This is a genomic window from Chryseobacterium fluminis (assembly GCF_026314945.1).
GTDB classification, from domain to species: Bacteria; Bacteroidota; Bacteroidia; order Flavobacteriales; family Weeksellaceae; genus Chryseobacterium; species Chryseobacterium fluminis.
In genome coordinates, this window is sequence record NZ_CP111121.1 from 2,315,557 (window position 1) to 2,332,330 (window position 16,774).

Annotated in this window: 18 protein-coding genes and 2 tRNA genes; 5 read left to right on the forward strand and 15 right to left on the reverse strand. The window is 30.8% G+C overall.

Going from position 1 to position 16,774, the window contains the following annotated elements; genetic code table 11:
- The first annotated feature begins 132 nt into the window (after positions 1-132).
- On the forward strand, positions 133-279 hold the full coding sequence (locus tag ODZ84_RS10535; RefSeq protein WP_266177018.1) for a hypothetical protein: 147 nt from the start codon (positions 133-135) through the stop codon (positions 277-279).
- A gap of 287 nt (positions 280-566) precedes the next feature.
- Here ODZ84_RS10535 and ODZ84_RS10540 read toward each other — a convergent pair whose 3' ends face one another.
- From ODZ84_RS10540 to ODZ84_RS10555, 4 genes are all read right to left on the reverse strand, one after another.
- On the reverse strand, positions 567-1,538 hold the full coding sequence (locus ODZ84_RS10540) for a deoxyhypusine synthase family protein (RefSeq protein ID WP_089790020.1): 972 nt from the start codon (positions 1,536-1,538) through the stop codon (positions 567-569).
- A 28-nt stretch (positions 1,539-1,566) separates the two neighbouring features.
- A complete protein-coding gene (locus ODZ84_RS10545; RefSeq protein ID WP_266177020.1) occupies positions 1,567-2,211 on the reverse strand; it encodes an autotransporter domain-containing protein in 645 nt (214 codons plus the stop codon).
- 114 nt (positions 2,212-2,325) lie between these two features.
- Positions 2,326-2,718 (reverse strand): alternative ribosome rescue aminoacyl-tRNA hydrolase ArfB, encoded by a 393-nt coding sequence (gene arfB, locus ODZ84_RS10550; protein ID WP_266177022.1) that lies wholly within the window; start codon positions 2,716-2,718, stop codon positions 2,326-2,328.
- A gap of 40 nt (positions 2,719-2,758) precedes the next feature.
- Positions 2,759-3,787, reverse strand: coding sequence for an AMP-binding protein (locus ODZ84_RS10555; protein WP_266177024.1), 1,029 nt, complete (start codon positions 3,785-3,787; stop codon positions 2,759-2,761).
- Between the two features lie 98 nt (positions 3,788-3,885).
- Between ODZ84_RS10555 and ODZ84_RS10560 the strand changes: the two genes are divergently transcribed.
- The 3 genes from ODZ84_RS10560 (at position 3,886) to ODZ84_RS10570 (ending at position 4,890) form a co-directional block, all read left to right on the forward strand.
- Positions 3,886-3,956, forward strand: a tRNA-Gln gene (locus tag ODZ84_RS10560).
- 132 nt (positions 3,957-4,088) lie between these two features.
- Positions 4,089-4,159: transfer RNA gene (locus ODZ84_RS10565), tRNA-Gln, on the forward strand.
- 200 nt (positions 4,160-4,359) lie between these two features.
- Positions 4,360-4,890, forward strand: coding sequence for an IS3 family transposase (locus ODZ84_RS10570; RefSeq protein WP_266177026.1), 531 nt, complete (start codon positions 4,360-4,362; stop codon positions 4,888-4,890).
- An 830-nt stretch (positions 4,891-5,720) separates the two neighbouring features.
- On the opposite strand, the gene ODZ84_RS10575 is transcribed toward ODZ84_RS10570, so the two are convergent.
- The 6 genes from ODZ84_RS10575 to ODZ84_RS10600 all read right to left on the reverse strand — a co-directional run bounded on the left by ODZ84_RS10575 (position 5,721) and on the right by ODZ84_RS10600 (position 12,951).
- Positions 5,721-7,919, reverse strand: a complete 2,199-nt coding sequence (locus ODZ84_RS10575) for a peptidase domain-containing ABC transporter (RefSeq protein WP_266177027.1) — start codon at positions 7,917-7,919, stop codon at positions 5,721-5,723.
- Positions 7,920-7,932: 13 nt separating this feature from the next.
- Positions 7,933-8,811, reverse strand: coding sequence for a hypothetical protein (locus tag ODZ84_RS10580; protein ID WP_266177028.1), 879 nt, complete (start codon positions 8,809-8,811; stop codon positions 7,933-7,935).
- Complete coding sequence (locus ODZ84_RS10585) at positions 8,801-10,150, reverse strand: radical SAM/SPASM domain-containing protein (RefSeq protein ID WP_266177029.1); 1,350 nt, start codon at positions 10,148-10,150, stop codon at positions 8,801-8,803. Before ODZ84_RS10585 ends, ODZ84_RS10580 begins: the two co-directional genes overlap by 11 nt.
- 2 nt (positions 10,151-10,152) lie before the next feature.
- Positions 10,153-12,243 (reverse strand): outer membrane beta-barrel protein, encoded by a 2,091-nt coding sequence (locus ODZ84_RS10590; protein WP_266177030.1) that lies wholly within the window; start codon positions 12,241-12,243, stop codon positions 10,153-10,155.
- A gap of 268 nt (positions 12,244-12,511) precedes the next feature.
- A complete protein-coding gene (locus tag ODZ84_RS10595; protein WP_266177031.1) occupies positions 12,512-12,718 on the reverse strand; it encodes a hypothetical protein in 207 nt (68 codons plus the stop codon).
- A 26-nt stretch (positions 12,719-12,744) separates the two neighbouring features.
- Complete coding sequence (locus ODZ84_RS10600; RefSeq protein ID WP_266177032.1) at positions 12,745-12,951, reverse strand: hypothetical protein; 207 nt, start codon at positions 12,949-12,951, stop codon at positions 12,745-12,747.
- A 395-nt stretch (positions 12,952-13,346) separates the two neighbouring features.
- Between ODZ84_RS10600 and ODZ84_RS10605 the strand changes: the two genes are divergently transcribed.
- Positions 13,347-14,027 (forward strand): gliding motility protein GldB-related protein, encoded by a 681-nt coding sequence (locus ODZ84_RS10605; protein WP_266177033.1) that lies wholly within the window; start codon positions 13,347-13,349, stop codon positions 14,025-14,027.
- A 100-nt stretch (positions 14,028-14,127) separates the two neighbouring features.
- On the opposite strand, the gene ODZ84_RS10610 is transcribed toward ODZ84_RS10605, so the two are convergent.
- The 5 genes from ODZ84_RS10610 to ODZ84_RS10630 form a co-directional block, all read right to left on the reverse strand.
- Positions 14,128-14,544: a hypothetical protein gene (locus tag ODZ84_RS10610; RefSeq protein WP_266177034.1), complete on the reverse strand. Its 417-nt coding sequence runs from the start codon at positions 14,542-14,544 to the stop codon at positions 14,128-14,130.
- Between the two features lie 215 nt (positions 14,545-14,759).
- A complete protein-coding gene (locus ODZ84_RS10615; RefSeq protein WP_266177035.1) occupies positions 14,760-14,906 on the reverse strand; it encodes a hypothetical protein in 147 nt (48 codons plus the stop codon).
- 344 nt (positions 14,907-15,250) lie between these two features.
- Positions 15,251-16,165, reverse strand: coding sequence for a glycoside hydrolase family protein (locus tag ODZ84_RS10620; RefSeq protein WP_408612419.1), 915 nt, complete (start codon positions 16,163-16,165; stop codon positions 15,251-15,253).
- Positions 16,098-16,262, reverse strand: coding sequence for a hypothetical protein (locus ODZ84_RS10625; RefSeq protein WP_266177038.1), 165 nt, complete (start codon positions 16,260-16,262; stop codon positions 16,098-16,100). Before ODZ84_RS10625 ends, ODZ84_RS10620 begins: the two co-directional genes overlap by 68 nt.
- 179 nt (positions 16,263-16,441) lie before the next feature.
- Complete coding sequence (locus tag ODZ84_RS10630) at positions 16,442-16,750, reverse strand: hypothetical protein (RefSeq protein ID WP_266177040.1); 309 nt, start codon at positions 16,748-16,750, stop codon at positions 16,442-16,444.
- Positions 16,751-16,774 lie beyond the last annotated feature (24 nt).

Sequence of the window (16,774 nt, forward strand, 5' to 3'; positions counted from 1 at the left end):
GTCTTCTGACGGGCAATTTCGTTTCAGCACATCGGCCAGTCTGCCGAAAAACCTATTTCTATCTCGGTTCAGCACGTACTGTGCTAACTTGCACAATTTTTGGACTTCACCATCATGCATAAACCATTTATTATGAAAAAATCATTTTTCAGCTTTTTGAACAGGCTTAACAAAGCGGTACTTCCAAAATTAAGTGATAAAGATCCTCATACACTAACCAAATTTCAGAAAGGAATTCTGGCCTATCGGTATTTCGTGCTGGTGAATTCCCTGGACTGATCTCTGCGTGAGGGATCCGGAGGGTGCGGGCGAAGCCTGCAGTCCTGATGTCCGACAGCAGGACCGTAACGAAGTGGAGCCCGGAGGAGCCCGACCTCAGGAGAGGATCGAGCATTGGAGAGGGCACGCCCTGATCTTATTCTTTACGATAACCGATATCTGCTCCTTCACAACATAAAAGATCTTAAGAAGCATGACGGCTGAACATCTAAATCCAGAGTAAAAAAAACGCCCCATAATGGAGCGTTTATAAGAATCTAAGCTTCTGACTTCCGTCTTAAGCCCTATTAATTTTCTAAAATATAAGAGAACATCAGCGGTGCACAGATGGTGGCATCACTTTCAACGATAAATTTCGGTGTCGTGATATCCAGTTTACCCCATGTAATTTTTTCATTCGGAACCGCTCCGGAATATGAACCGTAAGAAGTCGTTGAATCTGAAATCTGACAGAAATATGACCAGAACGGAATGTCATGCATTTCCATATCCTGGTACAACATCGGAACCACGCAGATCGGAAAATCTCCTGCGATTCCCCCGCCAATCTGGAAGAATCCTACTCCTTTTCCACCGGAATTTTTCGTATACCAATCGGCAAGATACGTCATATACTCTATTCCCGATTTCATGGTAGTCGCCTTCAATTCACCTTTGATACAGTAAGACGCGAAGATATTACCCATGGTAGAATCTTCCCATCCCGGAACTACGATCGGCAGATTTTTTTCTGCGGCTGCGATCATCCATGAATTTTCTCTCGGAATTTCGTAATACTGCTCCAAAACTCCTGAAAGAATCATTTTATACATAAATTCGTGAGGAAAATACCTTTCTCCTTTGGCTTCCGCATCTTTCCAGATCTCTACGATATGCTTCTGTAATCTTCTGAAAGCCTCTTCTTCAGGGATACAGGTATCGGTAACCCTGTTCAGCCCTCTTTCCAGGAGATCCCACTCGTCCTGAGCGGTCAGATCTCTGTAATGAGGAACCCTTTCGTAATGGGAATGGGCCACCAGGTTCATTAAGTCTTCTTCAAGGTTGGCTCCTGTACAGGAAATGAAATCCACTTTATCCTGACGGATCATCTCGGCAAGAATTTTCCCCAGCTCTGCAGTAGACATTGCCCCTGCCAGTGTAATCATCATTTTTCCGCCTTCCTTAAGATGGGCCACGTATCCTTTGGAAGCATCTACCAATGCTGCTGCATTGAAGTGCAGGTAATATTTTTCTATGAATTCAGTAATAGGCTTGTTCATATTTTTTTAATTTTTGCAAAGATAAAACTTAAAAACGGAATGAAGCAGCTGCACTTAAAGAAACTCTTTGTAAACCTTCTTTTTGATCATCGTTGAAGTGAATCGTCTGGTTATTGAATGTCATTTTTGATAATGTTCCTCCTGTTAATCCAAGTTTTGGACCGATAAGAATATTTTTAGTAACCGCATACTGATAGGCAACATTAACTTCCGCCCCTAAATTATTTCCTTTCCCGGTTACAGGACCGGTCACTGTTTTATAAGAGATGATTCCTATTCCGAAATCCATCAACAGCTTATGTCTTGTTTCTTCGTTATAGTTGGAATACATTAAAGCGGGACCCCAGAATGTAATCTGATCCTCGGTACTCACATTCGCTGAAACCCTGTTTCCATTCTGATCAGTGACACTCAGTCTTCCGTCACTGGAAGCATGATAACTGGAATATTTTAAACCGATTCCAACATTTTTAACATTGTAATAGGCGGAAACATCGAAATTGAGACCGCTTTTCAGCCCTTTGATATAATTCCGTTCGTCATTGCTGATCCCTGCGGGCATTGCTGCAGTTCTCCAGGCATATCCTACGGAAGGAATAATTGAAAATTTTTGCTGGGCAGATGCTACTGCCGATACCGAAAATAATCCTAATACTATTAGTTTTTTAATCATGTGTAAATTTTCGGCAAAAATAAGATTTTATTGCAGAAGTCATTCTGTTTTTTCAGATAAAAGAAGCTCTTACTAAACAGGATCTGTTGAAATCCACTTAACATGCATCGTTTCTTAATACCGGAACTTCCTGTTTTCTTTTTTATCGGAAAGCTTCTTTTTGGTATCGAGCCTTTTCTGCTTCTGAGCCTTTGACGGTTTTGTAGCGTATCTTTTTTTAGGAACAATAAGGGACTGAGCTACGATATCCTGAATTTTTTCAATAGCTTTATTTTTGTTCATTAACTGGGTTCTGCTTTCTGAAACCGTCATGAATAAATAGCCGTCGGCATTGATCCTGTTCTTGAGTTTACTGGTGATTAAAGATTTCTGGTCATCATTAAAAAACTCAGACTTTTCCACATTCCACAGAACGGTAACAGCAGTTTCCACCTTATTTACGTTCTGCCCTCCTGCTCCGCTGCTGCGGGAGGTTTTAAAAGTAAGCTCTTTTGAAAAATCTTCCATTTTTTGTTACATAATAAGTTTCAGAACAAAGATAAGCGACTTACACTAAATTTCTTAATGCCATTCGGTTTACTTTGCCGTTCGGTGTTCTGGGGATTTCTTCTACAAAAATAATTTCTTTCGGCTTATGATAACTTTTATCAAACGGTATGGATCCTACTTTGTTTACGAGAGCTTCTGATTTTTTTCCTTCGATAACCAATATAAGTTTCTGTCCTAAACTTTCATCAGGTTTCCCTAAGAAAACAGCTTCGTTAGGAATTTCTTTTTTTACAAGCGCCTCCAGCTGCTCGGGAAATATTTTAGCTCCTCCGGAATTAATCACATGATCGATCCGTCCTAAAAACCTGAACTGATTTTCATTTTTAATTTCAACCAGATCATTCGTCTGAAGTATTTCAGCATTCAGATCAGGTGCAGAAATTCTGAGACATCCTCTCTCATCGGTTGAAATAGAAATATTCTCAAAAACGGTAAAGTAATCTTCCGGAGCAGGAAAAACCTGTTTTAATCCGATGTGGGATAAGGTTTCCGACATTCCATATGTTTCGAATATTTTAATTGCCGGCAGTGGCTTGATGGTGGTTAACCTGCTGTAAATTTTGGTTTTTAAATTTTCAGAGACTGCGGCTCCGCCGATAATCAAATTTCGGACAAGATGAAGCTGATCTAATGAGTTTTCCACCTGCAAAGGCGTCATGGCACAGAAATCTACAGGCTCCGTAAGGTTTTCAAGAGGTTTCAGAGAAGGTTCTGTAACCATTAATTTTAATTTTCTTTCCACGGATCGTACGATCATCATTTTTCCGGAAATATACTCTACCGGAAGACAGATCAAAGCGGTATCCCCACTTTTAAGCCCTAAAAAATGGCAGGTCATCACTGCAGAACTGATCATTTTCTTTTTTTCGATTTCAAAGACTTTGGGTGTTCCCGTAGATCCGGAGGTCTGCACCCATACCTTTCCGGAATGTGAAAACCATTCTTCAAGAAAAGTTCTGATTTTTTTTTCAAATTCTGTCCGGAATGATAATTTATTAATATTGAGATTATTGAAATCTATCTGCATAATTTCTGTGAATAAAATGAAATGTAAATTTAAAAAAAATTTAAAAAGTTCTTGCAGATCATGAAAAAAGCTGTAAATTTGCATCACCAAAATAAAACAGACCTATAGTGTAACGGTAACACTCCGGTTTTTGGTACCGTCATTCGGGGTTCGAATCCCTGTGGGTCTACAAACCATCCTTTTTGAGGATGGTTTTTTTTTGCTGTTTTAAAGCAGCCGGATCAAATTTTTTTTACACTTTTTTAAACAAGGTATTTGTAAATAATAAAAAAAACTGTAAATTCGTATCACCAAAATAAACAGACCTATAGTGTAACGGTAGCACTCCGGTTTTTGGTACCGTCAGTCGGGGTTCGAATCCCTGTGGGTCTACAAACCATCCTTTTTGAGGGTGGTTTTTGTTTTAAGCTTGAGCGCGCGCTTAACAAGTTAATTAAGGATCATGGATCATGAACTATTCAACCAGATATTCCGATAACAGTAATTTTAATAATTCTTTCTCAGCTGACATCTGGTAAAATTACATTTATTAATCTTTCTCCCCAACTTTTGAAACTGATTCAGAAAACCTGTTGAACCGGAATTTCATTGCAGAGAAACCTGTGCAGGCTTGGGTTTCAGACATTACTTATATTCAGACCAAGGAAGGATTTTTATACCTCACAACAGTCATTGATTTATATGACCGAAAAATAATCGGATGGAGTTTGAGTAATGGGATGAGCACCGAAGAAACAAGCCTTGCAGCCTGGAAAATGGCTGTCAGAAATAGGAAAATAGCAGATGGATTAATTTTCCATTCTGACCGGAGCATTCAATATGCGAGCAGGAAATTTACAAATACTTTGAAATTTTATGAACTAACAAGAAGTATGAGTCGCAAAGGAAATTGCTGGGATATTGCAGTGGCAGAGAGCTTTTTCAAATCATTAAAAACAGAACTCATTTATGGAAACAAGCTTGTTACAAAAGAAAAAATGGAGCTGGAAATTTTCGAATATGTCGAAGTCTGGTACAATAAAAACAGACGTCACAGCACCCTGAATTACCAAACAATAGAAGAATTTAACAATCAAAACAAAATCTATCAAAATGTAGCTTAACTGATACTGGAATTTTTATTTGCTTATCCATAGCAATGGTTTTGAGTTGTCTCCCAGATTTTCTTGCCAGCTTTGCTCGTTTGGGGTGTTTTCCATTATACGTGTTACGAACCATTTGTTTACTTACCCTTGTGTAACGTTGTCTTTGTTTTATCCCTTCATTTTCAGCAATTTTGTTGCAATAATCAATCACTTTTTTGCACAATTTTGCATCGGTGGGAAAATGGTATTATTCTCCTGAACGGTAGTGTCTGATAAAACAAAATTAGAGGTATTGGTCTTTGTATCGTGCATTCTTACGCTATAAGCAAATATTTTTTCGATGCCTTTTCTCCAATCCTTTTTCTGAAATGTACAAAATTACTCGGATCACACGGAAACTCGTGTTCAAAGAAGTTCTTCCACAAAAATACTGCATGTAAGAATTCATGATCCAGGCTGTGGCAAGGGTTTCATCTCCTAAATTGTATAGATGTTTTTAGAAGTAAACAACCTACCATAAACCGAATCGGATGGCTCGGATTGCCTACTTTCGAATACAATGGCGAAAATTCTTTTTCGAAATAGCTCCAATCAATTTTTTCTGAAAGCAAAACAAGTTCATGCTTATTATCAATAAAATCCACCAACATCGGGCGGAATAGTTCTGGCTGTTTTTCTGGATTTTCCCCAACATATTTGCAAGGTTTTAAAGACTTAAGATACAAAATCTCGCGAATAAAAACAAATAAAGTAGTCTTTAGAATATTAAATACCAGACTGTTAAATGCATTTTAAGGAGCTACTACTTAGACTACTTTCAAACCAATCTAATCATTCTAATGGCGGAGTTAATCTCCTAATTCCAACTGATTTTTCACTAAATGAAAATAATCTGCCTTATTTTGAACTAATTCCTGATGATTTCCATTTTCAACAATTTCACCATTTTTTAATACAATAATTTGGTCTGCATTTTTGACAGTAGATAATCTATGAGCAATTATTACTACAGTTTTTCCTTTGAAGAAATCCTGTAAGTTATCATGTATTATTTTTTCATTATCAGCATCTAAAGCAGAAGTGGCTTCATCAAAAAAAATATAATGTGGATTTTTGTAAACTGCCCTCGCAATCAGTATTCTTTGTTTTTGCCCCCCTGAAATACCATTACCTGATGCTCCCAGTTTGGTATTATATCCTAATGGTAGAGATTCAATAAAATTTCCTATATTGGCAATTTTAACAGATTGTTGAAGTTTATTTTTATCAATATTTATATTTCCTGTTGCAATATTTCTTTCTATGGTATCAGAAAAAATAAAACCATCCTGCATTACAACTCCACAATTCTCTCTGATGCTTTTTGCAGAGAGCGTATTTATTTCAATAGAATTATATAAAATTTCCCCTTGTGATGCCTCATAAAACTTTAGTAACAACTTCATTAATGTTGTTTTTCCACTACCACTTGCTCCAACAATGGCTGTAATCTTTCCTTCAGGAATAAATAAATTTATATCCTTTAGTACGTAGGGAGATTTTAAACCCTCATATTGGAAACTTACATTATTAAATTCAATACCATGCTTTATTTCATTATCAGGTTTAAAGTCTAACTTCCTTTGTTCAGGCTCTTCCTCTATAGGATGGTTTTGAACTTCGTTCAGCCTTTCTAAGCTTAGCCTTGCATCTTGAAGAGAACGAAAAAAGCTGACTAATTGGTTTACAGGAGAGTTCATTTGACCTACTATGTAAGATACCCCTAATAATTCCCCTAAAGACATTTTTCCTTTTACTACAAGTATTGCTGTTAAAAATGTTACTACAATATTTTTTAATTGATTGATAAACTCAAAGCCTGATATCTGAAATTGGTCTATACGCAATATCCTGCTATTGATTTTGAATAATCTATTTTGGATGTCCTCCCATTCTTTTCTTTTAAAATCTTCAAATTGGTTAAGCTTCATTTCTGTAACTCCTCCAATAATTTCATAAATGGATTCTGTATTTTTACTTTTTTCCTGAAACTTAAAGTAGTCTGATATTTTTCTTTTTTTCAGCCAATAAAAAGACCATAACAATGATACAACAGTTAGTAATATATAAGCAAGTAGAACATATAAATTATAGTACCATAAAACCCCAAAGAAGACAATAAATGTTATCATTGAAAAAAATGTAAGCAGACTTTGTGAAGTCAAAAAGTGCTCAATTCTTTCATTATCCTGTATTCTTTGATTAAAATCGCCTGTCATTTTGGTATCAAAAAATTTCAGAGGTAATTGAAGTAGTTTTTTTAGAAAATCAGAAATGATGGTAATGCTTAGCTTAGTTCCAACATACAGCATCAGCCAATTTCTAATTATTTCAAAAGTAATAACTCCTAAAAACAATGCCAATTGTGCTAATAATATTATTGATATAAAATTTAAATCTTTTCCACTAACCCCTTTATCTATAAGGGCTTGGGTTAAAAAGGGAAATGTAAGAGTAATGCAACTACCTAAAAGCAAAAGCAAAAACATAAAAATTAATTGCTTTTTGTATGGAGTTAAGTATTTTAAAACAAAATTTAATCCTATATACTTATTAACAGGAGGATTTAACTTATAAAAATCTTCTGTAGGTTCAAGAAATAGTGCAACACCTTTATCATTATCTGAAATCCAATGCTCTTTAAATTTTTCTTCATTTAGAACAACAAAACCATGTGCAGGGTCAGCCAAGTGATATTGCTTCTTCCTAGTGAAAAAATTTACAGTTATCTTTCTTAGTACAACAAAATGATTTTGATTCCAGTGTAAAATACATGGAAAAAGTTCTTTTCTTTCAAATAATTTTTCTGGGGTTGATTTAACTGAAAGTGTATTTAATCCTATTTTTGCAGAGGCTTCTGATATCCCCAATAAGGATACTCCCTCACGAGTTATAAAAGAATTGTCTCTTAAATATTGTAAAGGATAAATTCTATCATACTCACTTGCTATCATTGCCAAACAAGCTGGACCACAATCCATCTTGTCATGTTGAGCCACAAACTTCATACTATTATTTTTCCTAATCTATGAAAGAAATATAATTATCAATTACTTTTTTATATTGCTCATTATTAGTATAAAACAGATAATTCTTCAAAAAATATTTTTCAATATTTAAAGGAAATTGGGCATTAAAAAATTCCAAATCATCTATATAATATTTTTTATGAACAGAATCGTATTGGAGCTTATTGATGTCTAAATTATAATGCTTAAACATAAAATTTAAAAGAAAATCATTTTTTTTGTGGTAATTAATAAGGGCAAAGAAAAGAGTTTCAAAAAAATGATTTACAGTTGATTCTATTAATAATGAAATTTGAGATTTAAAAAATTCCATTTCATTTTTCCTGAAAAAGTATGGATTATCAGTATCTTGTAATGATAAATCAGATGCAAAATTTTCAATATACTTATTAAGAGACTGCCAATTTTCAGACTTGATATTAACTTTAATAATATTGGTTATTTGCTCTATCTTACCATATAAAGCATCTGTATAAGATTTATCAAATAAATTCTCTAATGAAATAATTGATTTCTCTAAAAGGGTTGCTGATTCTGAAAAATTATTTTTTTTATACTCTTTATATGCTAACAATGGGGCTTCAAAGCAACTAAAGTTTTCATACTCTTTACTTAGCTTACTTTTTACAGCATTCATTTTTTCAAGAAAATAATCCCCATAGGGTAAATCACTTGACCTATATTGCTCAAATGCTAAGTCCCCTTCATGGAACATCAGATTTAATAACAACTTATCATTAAAGTTTTCTTTAAAATCCTCACTTTCTAAAAATGTCCAAAAAATATGTGATTGATTTGAACTTTCAACATTTTCTTTCGCTAAAATTTTATTCTTTTTAAGTTCAAATATATTTTCAATTTCAGTTAGCATATTCTTTAGATTTTCTTAAATAATAGTGTAATAACATTTTCTCTTCCATATTAAATTTGAATGTTGGACAAGCAACATCTCCATTTATCCATGATTTTGGACAAGCACCAGCACAAACTGCATAAAAGTTACAATCAATACAATAACTGTATTTTCTATTTTCAATATTTTTATTGAAATTTCTCATTTCACTGTCCTTATTAATAGGTTCCTCAGACAATAAGTTACCTTCAATATAATTATCGTTTTGATATGCAGGAGTATATGGTAATTCATAACATGAAAAAATATTACCAAAAGCATCAATAACTTCTGAATTTTCTACACCTACCATGCAAGGAACAGCTTGTCTTTCAGGTAAACTTACTTGAATTTCTCCTCCCAAGTCATTTATCTTTAAAATCCAATCTATTTCTTTTGATGAAAAGTCATCCATTGTTAAGCTATCTTTTTCATTAGCTCTATTTCCTCCCCAATCAAAAACTGGAGAAAATGTAAAGTGTACTTTTTTAATTAATCCAAGTTCATCAAAAAGGTCAATTAACTGGTCAACAGATTCAACATTCTCATTATTAATATTCAATCTTATGTTGATATTTGGTTGATATCTATCAAAAGTTTCACTATTTAAACACTTAATTATGTTTTGCATGATTATATTATAAGAACCATCTCCTCCTTTTGTCATCCTTCTTTTGTCATGAAGTTCTTTTGTCCCATCAAGAGTGATTTGAAAATGTTTAATATTGCAGTCAACCACTAATTTTTCAAATAAATCTGGCTTTAATAAAACACCATTAGTTATAATATCAGCTTTATAGTGCACCTCATTTTCCTTGCAAAATTTAGTTATTTTTTCTGAAAAATCCAATATTGGTTTTGCCGCTAGTAGAGGTTCCCCTCCATACCAAGTAACTGAAAGTAATTTATAGTTATGTGTTTTAACTGTAGTTGCTATTCTTTCAAAAGACTTTTGTACTAAATCATCATTCATTTTTATCTTAGAATGAGATTGTCCACAATAATGACAGCCTAATTGACAGTTTCCTGTGGGCTGAATTGTAAAACTAATACCATCCTTTTTCTTTAACATATACTTATTTTCCTCTAGTATCGTTGATATTTCTTTTTCTTCATCTAAAACCAAAATTTTGTATTTTAGCAATAAATTAATTACTCTAAAATCAACTTTTTCAAAGTCAGATTTTTGAATATTATCTAGAATGTTTTCTTTTACAACAATCATATTTCCTGTTCTTGTGGAAAAAATTGCAACATCCTTCATATTGCTTTCTGAAGGAATTTCACTTTTTACTATATAATTTGAAACTTTAAACATATTTACTCATTTTTTAATCTTTCGTTTTCTGATGTGTCTATTTTTTTATTATTTTTTTTGATTTCTTTTCCTTTGTCAAAATTATAAGTTAATCCTAAAACAACTTGTTGCCAGCTGTAATCTTTTTTATTTAGTGAAAAATATTTCTGATTTATAGCTTCAACTTTATTGAAATAAGTACCTAAGACATCCCTTACAGTGAGAGAAAAAACCAATTTTTCATTCAGAAATTTAGCAGTATATTTAATATCAGTCTTAAAACCTTGTGAAACTTTATATAAATCATAATAAGAAGGGGTGTAATAAGAATTTTGAATAATAAATGAACCTAAACTTTTAAAATTAAATACATTACTCAAAATAGAACTTAATTCTAAGTTATTGTTATCAAACGTAACTCCTAAGATATTTCCCTTATTCTTATTATTTTGTAAATTCAATTTTACATTAATATACCACCATTTATTTAATGATTTAGCATAGGTGGAATTAATTCCCCAACTGTATGAATCATAATTCTGAGGAATATAATTAATCAAATTTCCATCTACAAAAGTTATGTTTTCAATATTATTTTTATTGTAACTGTAGAAAGGGGTAATATATAAGATATTATTATAAACATAATTTAATTCAATATTATATCTTATTTGATTTTGAAGATTTGGATTTCCTTTTATAATTTCATTGAAAGATGTATAATAAAAATATGGAAGTATATTATTAAATGGAACTCTATCAATTTTTTTTGAAGCAGAAAAAGAAATAGTATTCTTTTTATTGAATTGATAGCCTGCATACAAAGATGGAAAAAAATCCAGGTTATTCTGTTGTTGATTTACTTCAAGATTATATTTAACATCTCTAATAAAATATTCTAATCTATTTCCTATTTTCAAATCAATTTTATTGATTTTTTTGTTCCATTCCAAATATTGAGCATAAACAGTTTCATTGAAATCAAAAGTAAGTTCTGTGCTATTTGTACTTATGTTTTGATTAGATGTACCTAAAGAATTAACTGCCCTTAGGCCAAACTTTAAATTACTTCCATCTTCAAAAGAATATCCTCCTGAAACATTAGCGATAAAATTTTTGGAAATATTGTTGTTAATATTATAAATATTGAAGACTTCTTGATTTTCAGAAGAACTTCTAAAATCTCTCTTTGAATTATTTTTAGAATAATAGTAATATAAATAGCTGTCTAAACTGATTTTTTTGTTTTTAAGATTATGATATAAACTTCCTGCAAAATCATTCTCAAAATCTTTTCGTGTTTTACTGGATATTAATGAGGAATCTATATTATTTTTATTAAAAAAAGTTTGCTCTACTGTACCAGGAACATCATTATATATATTGGTATAACTAAAGTCTATCCCAATATTTTGGTTGTCATTAATTTCATAATTAGATGATATTCCAAAATAATTTACTTTGCGAGATGCTAGTGTAGTACTTAAAAGATTATAGTTGTAATTCTCTAACTCTTGAAAGGCATCATCTTTCAATATTTTGTTATCATGGTTAAAAGAATAATTTAAAATTGTCGAGAATTTATTTTTATTATATGTTAAATTATTGGAACCAAAATTTGATACCTGCTTGTTAGCCACTGTGGTATTATATAGAAAGTTCCCTGACAGACCTTGATTTTTCCATTTGTCCAAAACTATATTTATAACTGCATCATATTTTGAATCATACATTGAAGAAGCGTTACTAATAAGTTCTATTTTTTTTGCCTTACTAACAGGAATGTTACTTATTGATAATGAACTTTCTCTACCATTAACTAATATTAGAACATTCTTTTTTCCTAGAACACTTATGCTTCCATCTTCTATAGAAATTTTTGGCATATATTCTAGTGCATCTTTTAATGTAAGGTTATTATAGATGGGATTACTATCAATATTCAATACTGTCTTATCCCTCTCATTAGTAATTCCCTTTTTTATAGTTGTTATTACGACCTCATCAATGGCTTTCTCTTTTATAGTGTCTTTTTTTGTTTGAGAAAAGCATATAACAGAGGATATAAATAATAATAATATTGAAAGAAACTTATATAACAATTTTTTTTCCATTTAATGTGTAATTGCTACAAGATATTAATGCAGGATTTGGGTATTTTACTTTAGTCTTTGATGAGAAAGTTCCACATGATTGTAATTTTTGACAGTTGTTTCCTCCTTTAATATACATCGTAGTTGAATCTTGTAAAATTTCAAAATCTGATACAGATTTTAATAATATTAATTTATTAAATAATTTGATGTTCATGACAATAAAATAATATGATAATTAACTAAATAAGGGCTAAAAAAGCCCTTATAATAATATTTCAGAAAAATATTAAAGATTTAGTGTAGGAGATATTGTAGTGTCTCTATCCCCAGACTTGTATTTCTCTTTACAGTCTACAAAAGTTCCACATGATGTTAAATTAGGACAATCTCCTCCTCCTTTAATCTTAGTAAGTTCGCAATCTTTTATAACTTCCAAAAGATTGTCAGATTTAGCTAATCCTGCTAATCTTGCATGTAGTTGCATTGATTTCATAAAAATATATTTTAATTAAGTTATATTTATAATCCCACTGTAGGAGAAATAGTTGTATCCTTATCCCCAGATTTGTATACATTGGCGCAATCCACAAATGTAGTACATGAAGTAAGTTTAGGACAATCTCCTCCTCCTTTAACCTTTGATAGTTCGCAATCTTTTATAACTTCTAAAAGATTTTCAGATTTAGCTAATTTTGCCAATCTGTTGTGTAATTGTTTTGATTTCATAAAAATGTTTGTTTAAATTAGCATTTATTACATTCAAATATGAATTAATATTTTAAATTAAACAATATCAATCCTTAATTTAAAACAAATATAAATAATTCACACTTGAATGTATTCCGTATAGACATAAATTTTAAATCTATACATTCGACATAAATATAATTATATACTCTTATTAATTTCTCATGAATTGTAAAAAATTATTTAGTCTTTTCATCATGCTTAGTATTAACTATAATGTTTACTCACAGCAATCAAAATTCGAGATAATAAATTTAGCTCGATTAGAAGTCAAAATAATCGATAATGCTTTTGTAGAAACTGATTCTGTTAAAAATCGAAATCTTATTATTAACAAATTATTTATACCTCATAAAAATTTTTGGAATAGTTATATGGGAAGTAAGAATGAATTTATTGAATGGTACGAAAATAATATGCTTCAATACAAAAACAAGAAGATAAATGCTAAAAAATTAAGTCGAGAATTAAAAAATATTAAATACACTATGTCTAAAATGACAGGATATAAACCTACAGGAACCTGGTATATTATATATGGTGCAGCTTGGACAGATTTAGGAGGTCTCGCTGATGGAACCATGTTAATAGATTTAGCTCATAAAAACAATTTTTCAATAGAACAGATCGCTAAATTTTTTCCTCATGAATTATCGCATCAAGTTTATTTTAATCAGAATAGGTTTAATGATATTACCGCACTTAAAAGCATTATCGACGAAGGGCTAGCTGTATACGTTAACCAGGTTTACTGGGAAAATAAATATTCACTTGCTGAAAATTTAGGATATTCTGAGAATGAACTGAAAAAATGTATTGAAAATGAAAATTTAATTAACGAGTTCTTTGATATTAATAAATTTTCTACAGATAAAGAAATAATTAATCAGTTCAGAAGCAGAAATTTTTCAATTTTACCTGAAAAATTACCTGGAGCGATAGGATACTACATTGGGTACAATATTGTTAAAAATTATGTTAGAAAAAATGGTAAAGATTCATGGAAAAGAATATATACAGAATCACCATTATCAGTTTATAACGCAAGTCTCTAAATAACCGAAAATAATATCAGCATCTATATCAACATTAACGAAACCGAAATTCCATTACATGAACAAACCATAAAAACGGTGAATAATCCAATAATTATTTTCATTTTCTTTTTTTCTCAATACAATTTTCCATTTTCTGGCTAGAAATATCAATAGTATCATGATGCTGATTTACCTTTAGTTGACAGATTTCGTCAATGCCAGTATGTTGATAACCTATTCTATAAGCATTTTCAACAATTGGGAAATCAATTGTTTTATCATTTTTAAGAATGATAGAATCTGAATATACAGTATTGGCCTGTTGAACTATCTCTAATATTACTTTATCTTCTGCGCCTTTTCTATATTTTAAAAAAATTGGAATTTTAGATGCGGCTAAAGTTGTTTTTAATATTACAGCCTCTTTTTTTAAGTTTTCAAAATTGATTTTAAAATATACTATATTATCCTGCAAATGATCTTTCCAAATAGCTGAGTCCACCAGAATCTTTTTTTCATTATAGGCCAATTGCATATTTTCAAATTTTTGAAATTGCACATTGAAAACAAGAGGTTTCTTAACCTCTTGTTGGCTTGAATATTCATTTTGCTTTTTACAACCATTGAATAATACTATTGCTAATACAATAACACTATTTTTTATTTTTACTTAAGTCATATTTCGTTACTGCTTTAAAATATTAGTAATAATTTCCTATTATTAAAGTATTTGGGATACTTGAATAGCCATTAATTTCTTGAAACAGTTAAAACATCATCTTTATCAGCATATCGATTTATATTGCCTGTTTTAGCACCAATATTTTTCCAGAAGTATCCAAATGCGTGACATGCAAGATTAATTTCTTTTGCAACTCTCAGAACAAATTGATTCAATGTTTACCTTGATTTTGTTCAGAAAAGAATCTAGATGATCTTAACTTTTGAAAATGACTGTTTTTACATGTATTCCAATAATATTTCTATACTTTAAAAGTAGCCAAATTAAAATCAAAGACAAGGTGTATTAATTTGAATCACTTTACAAGTATAAAGAAAATCTGAGATTTTTCTTACAGTAAAAACACTGTGATTTTTCAAGGTTTGTAAAAATATTTAATAAAAATAATCCATCTCATAATTGAAACGGATTATATAAGTTAGTATTATTGATATAAAAATTATTTTATTACTTTGAATATTCAAGTTTAAAAATTCATTTTTAAATAATCATATTCATTTTAAGGCTTTTGGTTAAATTCATATAATTCATAATACTCAATTAATTTATTTTTATATTCATTTTCTAATTGTAGATAAATGTAAAAAATCCATTCTTTTGTATATATATAATGGGTAAGGAATGAACGTCTAAAAGATTTTTTTTGATTCACGTAATTTTCCCAATCTGAATGATACTTTTCAAAAGCAGATAAATTTTCAGTGTCTGTGCTTTTTATTTTGTTATGAAGTTTTTGATAAATATTACCAATCTCTTTTTTCCATGACTCTTCTTCAATTCCAAAATTTTTAATTACATCTTCATCACTGCCTGCTCCATTATCAAATTTTTTTATTCTACTTAATGAAGCTTTACAAGAATCTGATAGAGCAATAGAATCTTTAGAATTATTTTGGACTTGTGGCTTATTAAATGTTTTTGCAGATTCTTTTTTAGAATCACAACTCAATAGTAGAAAAAGCATTATAAAAACAGGTAATATTCCTGTTTTAAGGAAGCCTTGAAAAGCAGTAATATACTCATTATAATCAGAATATTTTTTGCTTGGAAATGGCGACCAATCATCGTTTACAAAAATATCAGCCTCCATAGCTCTACGCTTAATCAAGCTTCTCTCCTCATTCCCGTTTGAAAATCTTCGGGTCAAGAAAGCTTTAAAAATCTCTTCTTTTGTTAATTTTTCCACTCCTTTATTAATTGTATTTTCTAATGTTTCACCATAACCACCATTGAAAATTGCCATTAATAATCCATCGTATTCTCTTTGCAAAAGCTTAACTTTAATACCTTTTGTCTTTGAATCTCCAAGTCCATTTTCCAGCAATTTAGTTTTTGCCATAACATCATCATATAAAAGCCTTTCTGCCTGAGCCTCCGTAATGCCATTTTTCCATTTTATCCCAGTAAAGCTCATCTGCCAATTTAACCAACGGATGTTCCATATTAATCAGTTCCGTAAGCCTCGTCTTAAATAAATTCTGCTGTAAATCTGGTTCTATTTTTCCTAACATTTTGCCGCTTTTTATGCCCTTAAAATACAATTTCCTGCAATTTGACACAACCTTTTTCAAGAATTTCTGAACCCAGAAATACATAACCAGATTGTTACATTAATTTTAAGGGCTAACTAAATAATGTCCCCAAAATAATGATAAAGAGTCGCCTCATATTAAAATGTGGCGACTTACTATTATTTATCCATCGCTTTAATTTCTGGTGAAGTTGGCGGTAAATGTTGAAATTTATAAGTATGCATCTTATCCTCGAAAACATCAAATTTACTCAATGGAACTGTATCTGTAACAGATTTAACAAAATGGAAAGTTTTAATATCAACAATATTCTTTAATTGATAAGTACTATCCTTATAAAAAACCAAATCAAAAAATCGAAATTGATTATTTTGTGAATTTTTCTCGTTAATAATATCAATTTCTCTCTTTAAATAAATATTACCTTGCTGGTCTTCATATAGTATATTATCTTTAATATTTTTCATTTTTTTCTGTTGGCTACATGAACA